This is a genomic window from Rhizobium sp. CECT 9324 (assembly GCF_918741265.1).
Lineage (GTDB): Bacteria > Pseudomonadota > Alphaproteobacteria > Rhizobiales > Rhizobiaceae > Allorhizobium.
This window is the reverse complement of record NZ_CAKKMZ010000001.1, coordinates 1,336,209-1,350,091: the sequence shown is the minus strand read 5'-3', so window position 1 is coordinate 1,350,091 and position 13,883 is coordinate 1,336,209. Positions and strand designations below refer to the sequence as shown.

Genomic DNA, 13,883 nt, shown 5'->3' with positions numbered 1-13,883 from the left:
GCCTGTCTGCCTTATGCCAGCCGCTGCATCCAGAATTTCGGCGCGGCGTTCTCGCGCTTGAGGAAGTCGTGCAGCGCCGGTTCATCCGTGGTGCCGGTCGGCGAATACTCGGCCGCATGGATGCCGCCCGAGATATAGAGAAGGTCTAGGCCGGCATCGATGGCGCCGCGCACATCGGTCGGCATGCCGTCGCCGATCGCCAGAACGCGGGCCGTGTCGATCGCGCTGCCGCGCGCCTCGCCGGCAGCGGCAAGCGTTGCCGCATAGATCGGCGCATGCGGCTTGCCGGCAATGCGGGTCTCGCCGCCGAGCGTGTTGTAGTATGCGGCCACAGCACCGGCGCAGGGGATCAGCCGATGGCCGCGCTCGACGACCAGATCGGGATTGGCGCAGATCAGCGGCACCTTGCGGGCGGCGAATTCGGTCAGCATCGCGGTATAGTCTTCCGGCACTTCGGTCTCGTCGTCAAAGAAGCCGGTGCAGACGATGCAATCGGCCTGGTCGGCTGCAACGGCCTCGACATCCAGCCCTTCGAGCAACGGCATGTCGCGCTCGGGGCCGAGCAGGAAGACCTTTTTCGGGCCGGCGGCAATCAGGGTGCGGGTGACATCGCCCGAGGTGATGATCCGGTCATAGGCGTCATCGGCAACACCGATGGCGCGAAGCTGGGTGATGACACCCGGAGCGGGGCGCGGCGAATTGGTGATCAGGACGACGGTGACACCCGCCTTGCGGGCTGCCGTCAGGGCCTCGGAGGCGGCAGGAAAGGCATCAATGCCATTGTGCAGCACGCCCCAGACATCGCAGAGGATGACATCATAGTTCGCGGTGACGTCGCCTAGGGTGGAAATGCCGAGTGCCATATTCATTCCTGACTTCAAGATCGTGTGGGCTGACATGACAAAGGAATGCCGGCAAGGCAAGAGCCTTGACCCTTTCGGTGGTGAAAATGAATACGGCGGCCAGTCTTCAGGCGGCGGTCTTCAGCTAAGCGTGCGCAGAGCAAGCCCGAGCAGCGCCGCAACGACCAGGGTGCGCCCGACGCCCTGGTGGAAGCGGAAGATCATGACGGCTGCGACGATGGCGACGGCGACGGCTGCAAGATCAAGCGAGGTCCAGTCCGGCACGGGGAGCGACAGATCCAGCGGCAGGCCCGAATGCGCGATCAGCGGCAGTTCGAATGCGCCGACGCGGGTAAAGACGACATGCAGGGCAAACCAGATGGCCAGGTTGAGGATGACGCCGACGACGGCGGCGGTGATCGCCGACAGGGCGGCATTCATCAGGCGATTGCCGCGCAGGCGCTCGATATAGGGCGCGCCGGCGAAGATCCAGATGAAGCTCGGAATGAAGGTGGCCCAGGCGGTGAGCAGTGCTCCGAGCAGGCCGGCCAGCAGCGGATCGAACCCGCCGCCATGGCGAAAGCCGGCAAGGAAGCCGACATAGGAGAGTACCAGGACCAGCGGCCCAGGCGTGGTTTCGGCAAGCGCCAGACCATCGAGCATCTCGCCGGGCTTCAGCCATTGATACTGCTCGACCGCCACCTGGGCGACATAGGCCAAAACGGCATAGGCGCCGCCGAAGGTGACCAGCGCCATCTTGGAAAAGAAGGCATAGAGATCCGGCAAGGCGGTATCGGCCGCAAGCAGCCAAAGCAGCGGCAGTGGCGCCAGCCAGACGGCAACCCAGAACAGCAGCGTTAGCAACTGACGCAGCGCCGGCGGGCGGGCCTCCAGGTTCGTGGGCGCAGGAACATCTTCTGCCGGGATGATACGGGCGCGAACGAGGCCTGCCACCGCCGCCAGCAGGATGACCAGCGGAAACGGCAGCGACAGAGCAAACAGCGCCAGAAAGGCGAGTGCTGCGAGGATCCGGTGAAACCGGGTTTTCAATGCCCGCTTGCCGATGCGGATCACCGCTTCGATAACGACGGCGAGCACGGCCGCCTTCAAGCCGAAAAACAGGCCCGCGACGAGGTCGGCATCCTGGTAGAAGGCATAGAGCGTCGACAGGCCGATGATCACGGCCAGGCCCGGCAGGACAAAGAGCAGGCCGGCGACGATGCCGCCGCGCACGCCATGCAGCAGCCAGCCGATATAGGTGGCCAGCTGCTGGGCTTCCGGTCCCGGCAGCAGCATGCAGTAGTTCAGGGCGTGCAGATACCGGTCCTCATCGATCCAGCGCTTCTCGTCGACGCAGATGCGGTGCATCATGGCGATCTGGGCGGCGGGACCGCCGAAGCTCAAGACGCCGATGCGGGCAAAGGCTGCGGTCAGCTCGGCAAAACTCGGCGGCTGCGCGGACGCCTGCGCCGGATGTTCAACAGCAATGTTTGTCATTTCACTCCATCGCGCCCGCCGCGCGCCACCCAATCGTGTTTCTCATCCATCGCATCGCGTGCCCATCTGTAATAAGCGTCATAGAGAAGCAAACCCTGCTCCAGTTGCTGCAGATCGGATGCGTAGAGCCGTGACAGGCCAAGCGATGCCGCCAGGAGACCGGCGGCCTGCGGTGCGAGATCGAGCCGGTTGGTATCGGCACCGCGGACGATCTCCGCCAGGGTCAGAAGTGCCGGCGTCTCCAATTGGAACTCCGACAGCATGGTGTCGAAGGTGCAGAGATCGCCGCGATGGCTCCAGAAGACGCCTTCCATGTCAAAGGGAATTGCATCGAACCTGTCCGCCACCCCTTCGACCTCGGAGGGCGCCACGAACAGGAAGCGGGCAAAGGGATCAATGAAACGCCGGATCAGCCAGGGGCAGGCAATGCGGTCGATCTTCGGCCGGTTGCGCGTGACCCAAAGCGTTGCGCCGGTGCCATGCGCAAGCCGGGCGATCGGTACCTGCGGCAGACCGGCCGCAGCCCAGGCCAGGACCCCGCCTTCCAGCACCTCGGCCGATAGTCCGCGAATGCGCAGATGGGCCGCCACGCCTTCGCTCAACTTGCGTCCCTGATGACAGGCGACGACAACGGAGGACGAGCCGATTTCGGCGGCCCATGCATCGACCTGTCGGTAGTCGCGCAGAAGGGATCCGGGAATAAGATAAGGATGCGCCTCGACATCGTCGGCAATGCGGACGTCGACAATCAGGGGAGACTGGGATGAACCGAGCAAGCGAAAGAGCTTGTCGGCGGAAATTGCGCCATAGGGTGCCATGATTTGCTCCGTAATTTTGATCCGGACGGATGCGAAATTGCGGCATGGCGCCTCATGGAGCTTTCGCGCACTCCACGGCTGAATCCTCTCAAATTTGCGGGATGCTGTCAAACTCCCTGATGCGGCAATCCCGACATGGCATCGCGACATGGCATCGCGACCGGGCATCGCGACCGGGCGTCTCGGGGAGGCTCAAAGTTATCGCAAAAGCTGCGGCCCGGCGCCGGATCGGCCGAGCCGATCATCCGGATTGCGCAGCGGACAGGCATCGAGCGACAGGCAACCGCAGCCGATGCAGCCATCCAACTGGTCGCGCAGGGCGGTCATCGCGGCAATGCGGGCATCGAGATCGGCGCGCCAGGAAGCCGACAGCCGACGCCAGTCTGCCGCGGTCGGCGGGCGGTCGGACGGCAACTGCCTCAGCGCTTCGGCGATCTGCGACAGAGGCAGACCGAGGCGCTGCGCGGTCTTGATCAGCGCCACCCGGCGCAGGATGCCGCGCGGATAGCGTCTCTGGTTGCCGCCGTTGCGCCAGCTCTGGATCAGGCCTTCACGCTCGTAAAAATGCAGCGCAGACACGGCCACGCCGGCGCGTTCGGCCACCTCGCCGACGCTGAGCGACAGGGATATCCTGGATGGCCCCTTCGGGTCTGTTTCCGCCGCTTCGGCAGGCCTTTGATTATTCCGCTTGATCTCAACCATGGTTGAGGTTCTAGCTTGGCGGGCGTGCAAGGGCAATCGACAAAGGAAAACCCGATGAACGCGAAGATCCCACCTCAGAACACCAAGCCGGCTGCGGCTGCTGATAACAATTCTGCAGAATCCGCGTCCACCTCCCACGTGATGCGCATCGATCGTTTCACCTGCCCGGTTGTGCATCTCTCGGTGTTCACCGGGAGGCTGGCCATCATTCACCGCCATCTGGAAACACTGGAAGGCTGCCTCTACAGCCGGGTCGGCGTCAGCATGGTCAAGCAAGAGCGGGCCCGTCGCAGCGATATTTTTTCAGCCCCGTGCTTGACTCATCAGGGGCCTCTCCTTATCTCAACCTCGCTGGCACTCACCAAGAGCGAGTGCTAACAGTATCGATGCGGACCCGCTCTGCGCTCCGCGAATGTCATTTGATCGAGGGATTAGACAATGGCAAGCACAACTTTCCGTCCGCTTCATGACCGCGTTGTAGTCAAGCGCGTTGAATCTGAAGAAAAGACCAAGGGCGGCATCATCATTCCTGACACCGCCAAGGAAAAGCCGGCTGAAGGCGAAATCATCGCTATCGGCTCCGGCGTTCGCGACGACAAGGGCAACCTGGTCGCGCTCGACGTCAAGGTTGGCGACCGCGTTCTGTTCGGCAAGTGGTCGGGCACCGAAGTCAAGCTCGACGGCGTAGACCTTCTGATCATGAAGGAAGCCGACATCATGGGCGTTATCGGCTGATCAGCCGTTTCACCCTTCCGTTCTGAACAATTCACCAATGGGCTGATGCCCGGGAGTTTTGAAAATGGCTGCTAAAGAAATTAAATTCGGCCGCACTGCGCGCGAAAAGATGCTGCGCGGCGTCGATATCCTCGCTGACGCTGTCAAGGTAACGCTCGGTCCGAAGGGCCGCAACGTCATCATCGACAAGTCCTTCGGCGCTCCGCGCATCACCAAGGACGGCGTATCGGTTGCCAAGGAAATCGAACTTGAAGACAAGTTCGAAAACATGGGCGCCCAGATGGTCCGCGAAGTTGCTTCGAAGACCAACGACATCGCCGGCGACGGCACCACGACGGCAACCGTTCTTGCCCAGGCCATCGTTCGCGAAGGCAACAAGGCTGTTGCTGCCGGCATGAACCCGATGGACCTGAAGCGCGGTATCGATCTCGCCGTTTCGGAAGTCGTCAAGGATCTCCAGGCCAAGGCCAAGAAGATCTCGACTTCGGAAGAAGTCGCACAGGTCGGCACGATCTCGGCAAACGGCGACAGCCAGGTTGGCCGCGATATCGCTGAAGCCATGCAGAAGGTCGGCAACGAGGGTGTCATCACCGTCGAAGAAGCCAAGACCGCTGAAACCGAACTCGAAGTCGTCGAAGGCATGCAGTTCGACCGCGGCTACCTGTCGCCTTACTTCGTGACCAACCCGGAAAAGATGATCGCCGACCTCGACGACGCGTACATCCTCCTGCACGAAAAGAAGCTCTCGAACCTCCAGGCCATGCTGCCGGTTCTCGAAGCCGTCGTTCAGACGGGCAAGCCGCTCGTCATCATCGCTGAAGACGTCGAAGGCGAGGCTCTTGCAACGCTCGTCGTCAACAAGCTGCGTGGCGGCCTGAAGATCGCTGCCGTCAAGGCTCCTGGCTTCGGCGATCGCCGCAAGGCCATGCTGGAAGACATCGCCATCCTGTCGGGCGGCACTGTCATCTCGGAAGACCTCGGCATCAAGCTCGAAACTGTCACGCTCGACATGCTCGGCCGCGCCAAGAAGATCTCGATCACCAAGGAAAACACCACCATCGTTGATGGTGCTGGCCAGAAGTCCGACATCGAAGGCCGCGTTGCCCAGATCAAGGCGCAGATCGAAGAAACCACGTCGGATTACGACAAGGAAAAGCTGCAGGAACGTCTTGCCAAGCTCGCTGGCGGCGTTGCCGTGATCCGCGTTGGCGGCTCGACGGAAATCGAAGTCAAGGAACGCAAGGACCGCATCGACGACGCGCTGAACGCGACGCGCGCTGCTGTTCAGGAAGGCATCGTTCCCGGCGGCGGTACCGCTCTGCTGCGCTCCTCGACGAAGATCACCGTCAAGGGTGCAAACGACGACCAGGAAGCCGGCATCAACATCGTCCGCAAGGCGCTTCAGTCGCTGGTTCGCCAGATCGCTGAAAACGCAGGCGACGAGGCTTCGATCATCGTCGGCAAGATCCTCGAGAGCAACACCGACAACTACGGCTACAACGCCCAGACCGGCGAATTCGGCGACATGATCGCCATGGGTATCGTCGATCCGGTCAAGGTTGTCCGCACGGCTCTGCAGAACGCAGCTTCGGTTGCTTCGCTGCTGATCACGACGGAAGCCATGATTGCCGAACTTCCGAAGAAGGAATCGGCTGGCGGCATGCCGGGTGGCATGGGCGGCATGGGCGGCATGGACATGATGTAAGACCTTCGGGTCTTTCATCTGGCCATACAAGCCGCCCATCACTTCAAGTGGTTCAGCGCGTCAAGCGCGCTGAACAGGCGGCATGGACATGATGTAAGACCTTCGGGTCTTTCATCTGGCCATACGGTTCAGAATACGGAAAAGGGCGGCCTTCGGGCCGCCCTTTTTCGTGGCCAAGCGTCATCGTCACGAAGCGTCTTCGTTGCCAGGCGTCGCAAAACTGCGACAGTCTTCGGTATTCATGCGTTACGGCAAGTCCGGAAAACCAAAAAGGGATCTTGCTGGATCTGCACTTGATCCGTTAACCATTTCCCCTTTAATGCGAGGCCCGTTGCTTCGTCAAAGCACAGTCCTGTGCGCAAGACCAAATTATCTTCACAACTTTTCGGAGTTGGAATTGACAAAGAATACCCGAATATAAAAGATAGCTTATTAAATCTGAGATTACATTTCTGCGTTTGCACTAATATCATATCTTCTGTGTTTCCGAATTCTTACATTATATTTCTCTAATATTTTGAGCCGAAAGATCGACTGAAAATGGGGGCAATTTCTCCTTTCGGAAGAACATGAGGCGTTTTCATGTGTTGTGAAACATGATATCCACCAGCCCATTCTTCGGGTCGCAATTTGGGACACGGGAGGATCGGCTACCGTTGGCGAAGATGAGGGCACTTAAACATAAGGCCACCTTTGTTCATCGGACGTAGTTCGAATTGCAACTCTTGCGTTATCGCAAGAAATCCGGGGAACGAGCGCTTACATCAGACTATTCTTATGTGAATATGAAATGATGTAGGTGAAGGTTGGAATTGTAACCTACGGGCGAGTTGAATGACTTGGGGCGCTGCGCAGTGGAATCCATTTCGACGTGAGCGCTTTGGAATGACTATCGGCAAGCATCAGGCTTGCTGATCCCGGCTATATCGCCGGACGGGCCATACGGGGAAGTTTGGCTCTGGAACAGACATTTGATCCGAGACTTATAGGGCCATACGGCTTTCGACTTGGGGACCACCTTGTTTAAGATTGCAAACGCTGATCTCGCCGCAAATTTCGCGTCACACTTGCTTGAGGGGGAAAGTCCCCTGGGCGAGAATGCATCCCGTTTCGGCGTTTCCGAGGACTGGACGGGTGACCTGACCAATGGATTGCTGAAACTGGGTGAAAAGGCATCGCAGTTGCACGGGTTGGAAGGCGCCGAGTGTGGCCTTCTGACCATGATGCGCTGCTACGACCAGGGCGACCGTGGCCATATCCTGCGGCTGTTCGAACAGGCCGCGACCGCGCCGTCGCGTTTCTGCTATTCCACCACGATCCTGTCGGGCAGCGGCCAGCGTCAACCGGTGTTCTGCATCGGCGAATCCGGCGGCTTCGACGGCAATGAGGGCGGCATGATCGTCGGACTGTTCATCTTTCCCCGGTTTCGCCTTTCGGCGGCCAACAGTGCCTGACGAAGGTGCGCTTCTGCAGCATTAGGTTCCTTCACATGACGGCTCGGCGGCGGCAGGCTTGACGTGTGTCGGATCATGCGTGCATCGAGTGTTGCCTGTATCCGTGTCATTGCGTGAGGCCCGAGCGCGCCGTTTCGCACTTTTGGGAAACGAACCCGGGCTTATTGTTTCGTTTTTGTGAACGATCAGTCAATTGTCGTCAATCTATCGCGTAACGAGAAAAGCAGGCATCTAGAGGTCAGCTTTCTGAAGCCCATCTGGCTTGGGGTTTCAGTGTCATCCATTCAAAGGAGTTTCCTCATGTCCAGCACCAACAATACCCTTCTTCTTGTCGCTCGCGTCCTTCTGTCGTTCATCTTCATCCTGTCCGGCTTCGGCAAGCTGACCGATCCGGCTGGCACTGCCGGCATGATCGCAGGCGCCGGCCTGCCGGCTGCAACCCTGCTCGCCTATGCCGCCGGCCTGTTCGAACTGGTCGCTGGCCTGTTTGTTCTCGTCGGTTTCCAGACCAAGCTGACCGCCTGGGCGCTCGCCCTGTTCTGTGTATTCACCGGTCTCGTCTTCCATAGCGGCACCGTTGCCATCGAAGGCTGGCCGGAAGGCGCACTCGGCTGGATCAACACGCTGAACCAGATCATGCTGATGAAGAACATCACGCTGGCCGGCGGCTACATCCTGCTCGCCATCATCGGCGCCGGTGCCTACTCGCTCGACGCCCGCCGCGGTTCGGCTGCCGTCACCGCCTGAGGCTGACATTACTGGCAACAGAAAAGCCCGCCGGAGCGATCCGGCGGGCTTTTTCGTTTGATGATTTTTGTTGTGTCGTGTGGGGTACCCCCCTCTGCCCTGCCGGGCATCTCCCCCACAGGTGGGAGATCCGCTGGAAACCAGCGCTTCGGCCTTCATTTGGCAAACAGCAGATCTAAGACCTGCAAGTGAATACTGATCGTCGGCCCCACCTTGATCTCCCCCCTTGTGGGGGAGATGTCCGGCAGAACAGAGGGGGGGCCCACGTCCGCGCCGAGCGACCATCATCCGCAAGACAGGCTCACACCACCCCGCGCACAGCCTCGATAATCCGTGCCACGGTCGGGTTGCCCTCATGCTCGGCTTTGCGCGCCCGCACCAGGCAGGCCTCCGATTTGAGGATCACACCATCCGAGAGGATCTTCAGGTGGTTGGCCTTCAGCGTCGAGCCGGTCGAGGTGATATCGACGATGATATCGGCCTGGCCGGCAGCGGGGGCGCCTTCTGTGGCGCCGAGGCTTTCGACGATGCGATAGAGCTGGATGCCGTGGCTGCCGGAAAAATGCTGCTGGGTCAGGCGCCAGTATTTGGTGGCGATCGCCAGGCGGCGGCCGTGGCGGGCGCGGAATTCGGCAGCGACATCGCCGAGGTCGGCCATGGTGTCGACATCGAGCCAGATTTCCGGCACGGCGACGATCACGTCGGCATGGCCGAAGCCGAGGCGTGCGGCGATCTCGACACGGCTGTCTGCATCCGCCAGTCCTTCGCGGATCAGGTCTTCGCCGGTCACGCCGAAATCGACGGTTCCATTGCCGATCTCGCGGGAAATTTCCGATGCCGACAGATAGGCGATCTCGACATCGTCGAAACCTTCGACGCGGCCGCGATAGGAGCGGTCATTGCCGACGGCGACGATCTTCATGCCGGCGCGTTCGAAGATGGCGGACGAATCGTCCTTCATCCGCCCTTTGGAGGGAAGTCCGATGGTGATCGTCATCGGGCTGTCCTCTCGGTTTCGATGCGGTCCAGCCAGAGCGAGAAGCCGACGGCCGGGATATGGGTTTCGGCGCCGAGCAGCGTCAGCAGCCGGTCGAAACGGCCGCCACCGGCAAGCACCGCCGGGCGGTTCTCGGCCACCACCTCGAAAACGAGGCCGGTATAATAATCGAGCGGACGACCGAAGGCGGCGCGGTAGGTGATCGCCGACAGATCGATGCCGGTATCGGCAAGGGCGGCCACCCGTTCGTCGAAGCGCGATACGGCAGCGCCCAGCTTCAGGCCGGCGGCATCGGCGAAGCCGGCCAGTGCGGCAGACGCTTCCGCCAGCGGCAGCTCGAGCGAGAGGAATTCGCGCAGCAGCAGCAAAGCCGCGCCATCGAGGCGGGTTTCGGCAAGCGCCAGCTTTTCCTTCAGCCGGCGGGCGATTTCGGAGGGCGTGCGGCTGGCATTGGTCAGATAACCGGTCGCCTGCATCGTCTCGTCGATATGGGCGACAAGGGCCGCCTCATCGCCCTTCGACAGCAGGTCGGACACTTCCGCGGCAAGACCCGGCACCGGCGACGGCGTGGCGAGACGGCGCAACAATTGGTCGATCTGGGCCGGGTTGCCGAAAGCCTGGATCAGGCGCTTCTGCCAGCCCGCCGGCAGGCCGAGCGCCTGGACAACGGCCTCGAAGACCGACTGGTCGCCAAGCATCACCGACAGGCGCTTGCCGGGCAGCAGGCGTGTGAGGATCTGGACACTGTCGGCGACAGCGCGCGCATCGGCGGCCGCCACACCGGTATTGCCGAGATCCTCGATCCCGGCCTGGTAGAATTCCTGCGCGCCTTCACGGCGCTGCCGGAAAACCTCGCCGAGATAGGCATAACGCTTCGGCGTTCCGGTCGCGGTTTCGATATGGCGCAGGCAGACGGGAATGGTGAATTCCGGCCGCAGGCACAGGCTTTCGCCGCGCTCGTTCTCGGTCAGGAAGATACGCCGACGCAGGTCTTCGCCCGCCATGTCGAGAAAGGGAGCGGCCGGCTGGATCACCGGCGTATCGACGCGGGTGGTGGCGCGGGCGGAGAACTCATCGAGCAGGATGCCGGCGAAATCGGGCATGTCGATCAGGGGCATGGGATGGCTCCTGCTGCGGTGGAAGGATACCCCCCTCTGTCCTGCCGGACATCTCCCCCACACGGGGGGAGATCGAAGGAGGCTCGCGCCTCGACCGCCTGCAAGGACCGAGTAGAAGACAAGAGATGGTGGAAAACGGTGAGCGTGCGCCCAGCCGATCTCCCCCCCTGTGGGGGAGATGCCCGGCAGGGCAGAGGGGGGTAGCCCCTCGTCGGCCGGCGAAAATCAGTCATCACTGACCCTTCGCCCGACGCCGGTCTTCCGCCTGGGCGGCCAGGATTTCCTTGACCTTGGCGACCAGCTCGGCTTCCGGCACCACCTCCTGCGCCACACGGGCCTCGCGCCATTCGGCGTTGTCGGTGATCTCGCCGGACAGGCGCTTGCCCTCGATCAGGTCCTTGATCTGCACCACGCCCTGAGCGCGTTCGTCGCCGCCCTGGATGATGGCGATCGGCGAGCCGCGGCGGTCGGCATATTTCAGCTGGTTACCGAATTTCTTCCAGTTGCCCTGGTACATTTCGGCGCGAATGCCTTCTGCGCGCAGCTGTTGCGTGAAGCGCTGGTAGCGGCCCATGCTTTCGACATCGCCGTCCATGACGGTGACGAGAACCGGGCCGAGCACGTCGTCCTGGCCAAGCTTGCCGAGGTTCTTCAGCGCCGTCATCAGGCGGGAGACGCCGATGGAGAAGCCGGTGGCCGGGACCGGCTGGCCCATGAAGCGCGAGACGAGGCCGTCGTAGCGACCACCGCCGCCGACCGAGCCGAAGACGACCTTTTCGCCCTTCTCGTTGGTGACGTCGAAGGTGAGTTCGGCTTCGTAGACGGGGCCGGTGTAGTATTCGAGGCCGCGGACGACGGACACATCCATACGGATGCGTTTGGTTCCGTAGCCTGCCGCCCGGACAAGATCGCTTATTGCCTTGAGTTCCTTGAAACCCTCGTGCGCCGGATGCTGTGCATCGAAGAGCTCCAGATAACCTGCAAGCTGTATCGAGTTTGCCGGATAGGCCGTCAGTCCGTCGGCATTCACAACCGAGTGGTCATCCTGCGCGGCAGCGTCCGTCGCAGGTTTGAAAAGGTCCTGCGCACTCTGACCCACGCCACTGTAGAAAAGCTCAAGTTTGTTGATTTGATCTTCGGCGAGACCTGCACCTTTGGTGAAGTCACCGCTCTCATCCTTGCGGCCTTCTCCGAGCAGCAGCCTAACGCCCTCAGGTCCAAACTTGTCAAGCTTGTCGATGGCGCGCAGCACGCCCAGACGCCGCCCCGCATTCTCCTCGCCGCCCAGGCCAATCGCCTCCATGACACCGTCCAAAACCTTGCGGTTGTTGACCCGGATCACGTAGTCGCCGCGCTTGATGCCGAGGGCTTCCAGCGTATCGGCCATCATCATGCACATCTCGGCATCGGACTGGACGCCGGGTGCGCCAACCGTATCGGCGTCGAACTGCATGAACTGGCGGAAACGGCCCGGGCCCGGCTTCTCGTTGCGGAAGACGTAGCCGGCGCGGTAGGTGCGGAACGGCAGCTGGATCTCGTTGAAATTCTCCGCGACATGGCGGGCCATCGGCGCCGTCAGGTCGTAGCGCAGCGACATCCACTGCTCGTCGTCGTCCTGCAGCGAAAAGACGCCCTCGTTCGGCCGGTCCGAGTCGGGCAGGAACTTGCCGAGCGCGTCGGTATATTCGAACAGCGGTGTCTCGATCGGGTCGAAGCCGTAGCGCTCATAGACCTCGCGGATGGTCTCCATCATCTGGTTGGCAGCGCGGATGTCGCCGGCCTCGCGATCGACGAAGCCGCGCGGCAGGCGGGCCTTGAGTTTCTGCGGCTTCTTGTTCTTTTCGCTCATGATCACAACCGGATTTCTTCGTTTCAAAATGTGCCGGTGTCTTAGAGGATCAAGCATTTGGCGGCAAGGGCGAAGGGTGGCGAAGTGCGGTTCGCGATGGTATATTGCGGTCTCGAAAGGGTCAGGGCCATGAACAAGCGTGTCACGATCGAAATTCCGGAAGCGATGCACAAGGCGATTGCCGAACATGCGGCGAAAGCAGGCGCCAACACGGACGCCTATGTTGTCGATGTGATCGAGCAGCATCTGGAAGACCTGCACGACATCGCTCTGGCAGAAGCCGCGATGGAGCGGATCAAAAACGGTGAGCGAACCTACACCTGGGAAGAGATGGAGCGCGAACTTGGTCTGGAAGATTGAGTTCCAGGCGACGGCCATCAAGCAGCTTAAAAAATGGGGCATGTCGAGTCCAAGCGCATACGACATTTTCTGCATACGCGCGTCAAACCACTGGAGAACGCACGCCAGCTTGGCGAAGCGCTTCAAGGTCCGCATTTCGAACATCTCTGGCGGTACAAGGTTGGCGATTACCGGATCATCTGCGATATCCGGGATCACACACTGGTCGTGCTCGTCGTCGAGATCGGCCATCGCAGCCAGATCTACCGGTAGAGCATGATCCTCGAAGTCTTGAACTATGTCGCAAGCTGGCCGCTGACGACGTCGGCGCACCGCCCTTATGTGCGCTCGTCGGTCAATCTCTGGTCTCGCGCCCATCGCTGCGCGAACCATTGGGCGGCGCATGAGGCGCACTGCAAGGCGGCGATCCTCTCGGCCATCGACGGATTGCGGCAGCGGCGGACGGCCGTTGTGCTCGGGTCTGGCCTGTTGCGCGACGTTCCGATCGTAGAACTGGCAAAGCGCTTCGACACCGTCGTTCTGGTCGATCTCGTGCATCTGGCCAGTACAAAGGCCTGGATCGCAATGAAGGGCATGAAAAACATCCGGCTGATCGAGCGCGACCTTTCCGGCTTCGAGCAATTGGCAACCGGAGAGCAACCCGAGCCGTTCTCCTTCCTGCGCCAGGTGCCCTATCTCGATTTCGTCGTTTCGGCCAATCTGCTGTCACAGATCGGACTTGGCGCGAAGAAACGGCTCGAAGCCCTGCCCGAAGCAACAATACCCGCCGATGCGCTGAAGACGCTGATCTCGGCGCATCTGGACGGTCTGCGCGATATCGCAGCAACCACCTGCCTGCTGACGGATATAGCCTATAGCGTGGTCGATCGGGCCGGACGGACGCTGGAAACCGTCGATCTGCTGCAGGGTATCGAGGTCCCGGATCCGGATGCGCGCTGGGACTGGCCGGTCGTGCCGTTCGGCGAGCAAAGCGCCGACATTCAGGTGGTCCATCGGGTGATTGCGCGATCACGGTCCTGACGGCGCGCCTTGCATTTGACCCAATCGCGCCTACCATAT

15 protein-coding genes are annotated in these 13,883 nt (G+C 61.3%); 8 read left to right on the top strand and 7 right to left on the bottom strand.

Annotation, left to right across the window (positions count from 1 at the left end; all coding sequences use genetic code 11):
- Positions 1–11: 11 nt before the first annotated feature.
- The 4 genes from LQ231_RS06575 to soxR all read right to left on the bottom strand — a co-directional run bounded on the left by LQ231_RS06575 (position 12) and on the right by soxR (position 3,859).
- The gene (locus LQ231_RS06575) at positions 12–863 is read right to left on the bottom strand and encodes a TIGR01459 family HAD-type hydrolase (RefSeq protein WP_230170745.1); all 852 of its coding nucleotides are present in this window, start codon (positions 861–863) and stop codon (positions 12–14) included.
- A 120-nt stretch (positions 864–983) separates the two neighbouring features.
- Complete coding sequence (gene chrA / locus LQ231_RS06570; RefSeq protein WP_230170744.1) at positions 984–2,339, bottom strand: chromate efflux transporter; 1,356 nt, start codon at positions 2,337–2,339, stop codon at positions 984–986.
- Positions 2,336–3,157, bottom strand: coding sequence for a sulfurtransferase/chromate resistance protein (locus LQ231_RS06565; RefSeq protein ID WP_230170743.1), 822 nt, complete (start codon positions 3,155–3,157; stop codon positions 2,336–2,338). The genes chrA and LQ231_RS06565 overlap by 4 nt, the downstream gene beginning before the upstream one ends.
- 198 nt (positions 3,158–3,355) lie before the next feature.
- Positions 3,356–3,859 carry a redox-sensitive transcriptional activator SoxR gene (gene soxR, locus LQ231_RS06560; RefSeq protein ID WP_230170742.1) on the bottom strand — a complete coding sequence of 168 codons (504 nt, stop codon included), beginning with the start codon at positions 3,857–3,859 and terminating at the stop codon, positions 3,356–3,358.
- Between the two features lie 54 nt (positions 3,860–3,913).
- Between soxR and LQ231_RS06555 the strand changes: the two genes are divergently transcribed.
- The 5 genes from LQ231_RS06555 to LQ231_RS06535 all read left to right on the top strand — a co-directional run bounded on the left by LQ231_RS06555 (position 3,914) and on the right by LQ231_RS06535 (position 8,500).
- Complete coding sequence (locus LQ231_RS06555; RefSeq protein WP_230170741.1) at positions 3,914–4,237, top strand: hypothetical protein; 324 nt, start codon at positions 3,914–3,916, stop codon at positions 4,235–4,237.
- Between the two features lie 60 nt (positions 4,238–4,297).
- On the top strand, positions 4,298–4,594 hold the full coding sequence (gene groES, locus LQ231_RS06550; protein WP_007597533.1) for a co-chaperone GroES: 297 nt from the start codon (positions 4,298–4,300) through the stop codon (positions 4,592–4,594).
- 64 nt (positions 4,595–4,658) lie between these two features.
- Complete coding sequence (groL, locus tag LQ231_RS06545; protein WP_113140415.1) at positions 4,659–6,299, top strand: chaperonin GroEL; 1,641 nt, start codon at positions 4,659–4,661, stop codon at positions 6,297–6,299.
- Positions 6,300–7,318: 1,019 nt separating this feature from the next.
- Positions 7,319–7,753 (top strand): hypothetical protein, encoded by a 435-nt coding sequence (locus LQ231_RS06540; protein WP_113140414.1) that lies wholly within the window; start codon positions 7,319–7,321, stop codon positions 7,751–7,753.
- Between the two features lie 300 nt (positions 7,754–8,053).
- Positions 8,054–8,500 carry a DoxX family protein gene (locus tag LQ231_RS06535; RefSeq protein WP_230170740.1) on the top strand — a complete coding sequence of 149 codons (447 nt, stop codon included), beginning with the start codon at positions 8,054–8,056 and terminating at the stop codon, positions 8,498–8,500.
- A 301-nt stretch (positions 8,501–8,801) separates the two neighbouring features.
- Here the strand turns inward: LQ231_RS06535 and hisG are convergent, their stop codons facing one another.
- From hisG to hisS, 3 genes are all read right to left on the bottom strand, one after another.
- Entirely contained in the window at positions 8,802–9,497 is a 696-nt protein-coding gene (gene hisG, locus LQ231_RS06530; RefSeq protein WP_230170739.1) for an ATP phosphoribosyltransferase, read from the bottom strand.
- Positions 9,494–10,615 carry an ATP phosphoribosyltransferase regulatory subunit gene (locus LQ231_RS06525; RefSeq protein WP_230170738.1) on the bottom strand — a complete coding sequence of 374 codons (1,122 nt, stop codon included), beginning with the start codon at positions 10,613–10,615 and terminating at the stop codon, positions 9,494–9,496. The genes hisG and LQ231_RS06525 overlap by 4 nt, the downstream gene beginning before the upstream one ends.
- 232 nt (positions 10,616–10,847) lie before the next feature.
- Positions 10,848–12,464, bottom strand: a complete 1,617-nt coding sequence (gene hisS / locus LQ231_RS06520; protein ID WP_230170737.1) for a histidine--tRNA ligase — start codon at positions 12,462–12,464, stop codon at positions 10,848–10,850.
- 129 nt (positions 12,465–12,593) lie between these two features.
- Between hisS and LQ231_RS06515 the strand changes: the two genes are divergently transcribed.
- Genes LQ231_RS06515 through LQ231_RS06505 form a run of 3 tightly spaced genes read left to right on the top strand, consistent with a single transcriptional unit; the run spans position 12,594 to position 13,844 of the window.
- Positions 12,594–12,824 (top strand): DUF6290 family protein, encoded by a 231-nt coding sequence (locus tag LQ231_RS06515; protein ID WP_007598006.1) that lies wholly within the window; start codon positions 12,594–12,596, stop codon positions 12,822–12,824.
- 33 nt (positions 12,825–12,857) lie between these two features.
- Positions 12,858–13,076 carry a type II toxin-antitoxin system RelE/ParE family toxin gene (locus LQ231_RS06510; protein ID WP_230170736.1) on the top strand — a complete coding sequence of 73 codons (219 nt, stop codon included), beginning with the start codon at positions 12,858–12,860 and terminating at the stop codon, positions 13,074–13,076.
- Between the two features lie 3 nt (positions 13,077–13,079).
- Positions 13,080–13,844 carry a hypothetical protein gene (locus LQ231_RS06505; protein ID WP_230170735.1) on the top strand — a complete coding sequence of 255 codons (765 nt, stop codon included), beginning with the start codon at positions 13,080–13,082 and terminating at the stop codon, positions 13,842–13,844.
- The last annotated feature ends 39 nt before the right edge of the window (positions 13,845–13,883 follow it).

Coding starts and splice junctions, on each gene's coding strand:
- LQ231_RS06575 (WP_230170745.1), bottom strand. CDS start 863: ATGGCACTCGGCATTTCCACCCTAGGCGACGTCACCGCGAACTATGAT.
- chrA (WP_230170744.1), bottom strand. CDS start 2,339: ATGACAAACATTGCTGTTGAACATCCGGCGCAGGCGTCCGCGCAGCCG.
- LQ231_RS06565 (WP_230170743.1), bottom strand. CDS start 3,157: ATGGCACCCTATGGCGCAATTTCCGCCGACAAGCTCTTTCGCTTGCTC.
- soxR (WP_230170742.1), bottom strand. CDS start 3,859: ATGGTTGAGATCAAGCGGAATAATCAAAGGCCTGCCGAAGCGGCGGAA.
- LQ231_RS06555 (WP_230170741.1), top strand. CDS start 3,914: ATGAACGCGAAGATCCCACCTCAGAACACCAAGCCGGCTGCGGCTGCT.
- groES (WP_007597533.1), top strand. CDS start 4,298: ATGGCAAGCACAACTTTCCGTCCGCTTCATGACCGCGTTGTAGTCAAG.
- groL (WP_113140415.1), top strand. CDS start 4,659: ATGGCTGCTAAAGAAATTAAATTCGGCCGCACTGCGCGCGAAAAGATG.
- LQ231_RS06535 (WP_230170740.1), top strand. CDS start 8,054: ATGTCCAGCACCAACAATACCCTTCTTCTTGTCGCTCGCGTCCTTCTG.
- hisG (WP_230170739.1), bottom strand. CDS start 9,497: ATGACGATCACCATCGGACTTCCCTCCAAAGGGCGGATGAAGGACGAT.
- LQ231_RS06525 (WP_230170738.1), bottom strand. CDS start 10,615: ATGCCCCTGATCGACATGCCCGATTTCGCCGGCATCCTGCTCGATGAG.
- hisS (WP_230170737.1), bottom strand. CDS start 12,464: ATGAGCGAAAAGAACAAGAAGCCGCAGAAACTCAAGGCCCGCCTGCCG.
- LQ231_RS06515 (WP_007598006.1), top strand. CDS start 12,594: ATGAACAAGCGTGTCACGATCGAAATTCCGGAAGCGATGCACAAGGCG.
- LQ231_RS06510 (WP_230170736.1), top strand. CDS start 12,858: ATGGGGCATGTCGAGTCCAAGCGCATACGACATTTTCTGCATACGCGC.
- LQ231_RS06505 (WP_230170735.1), top strand. CDS start 13,080: ATGATCCTCGAAGTCTTGAACTATGTCGCAAGCTGGCCGCTGACGACG.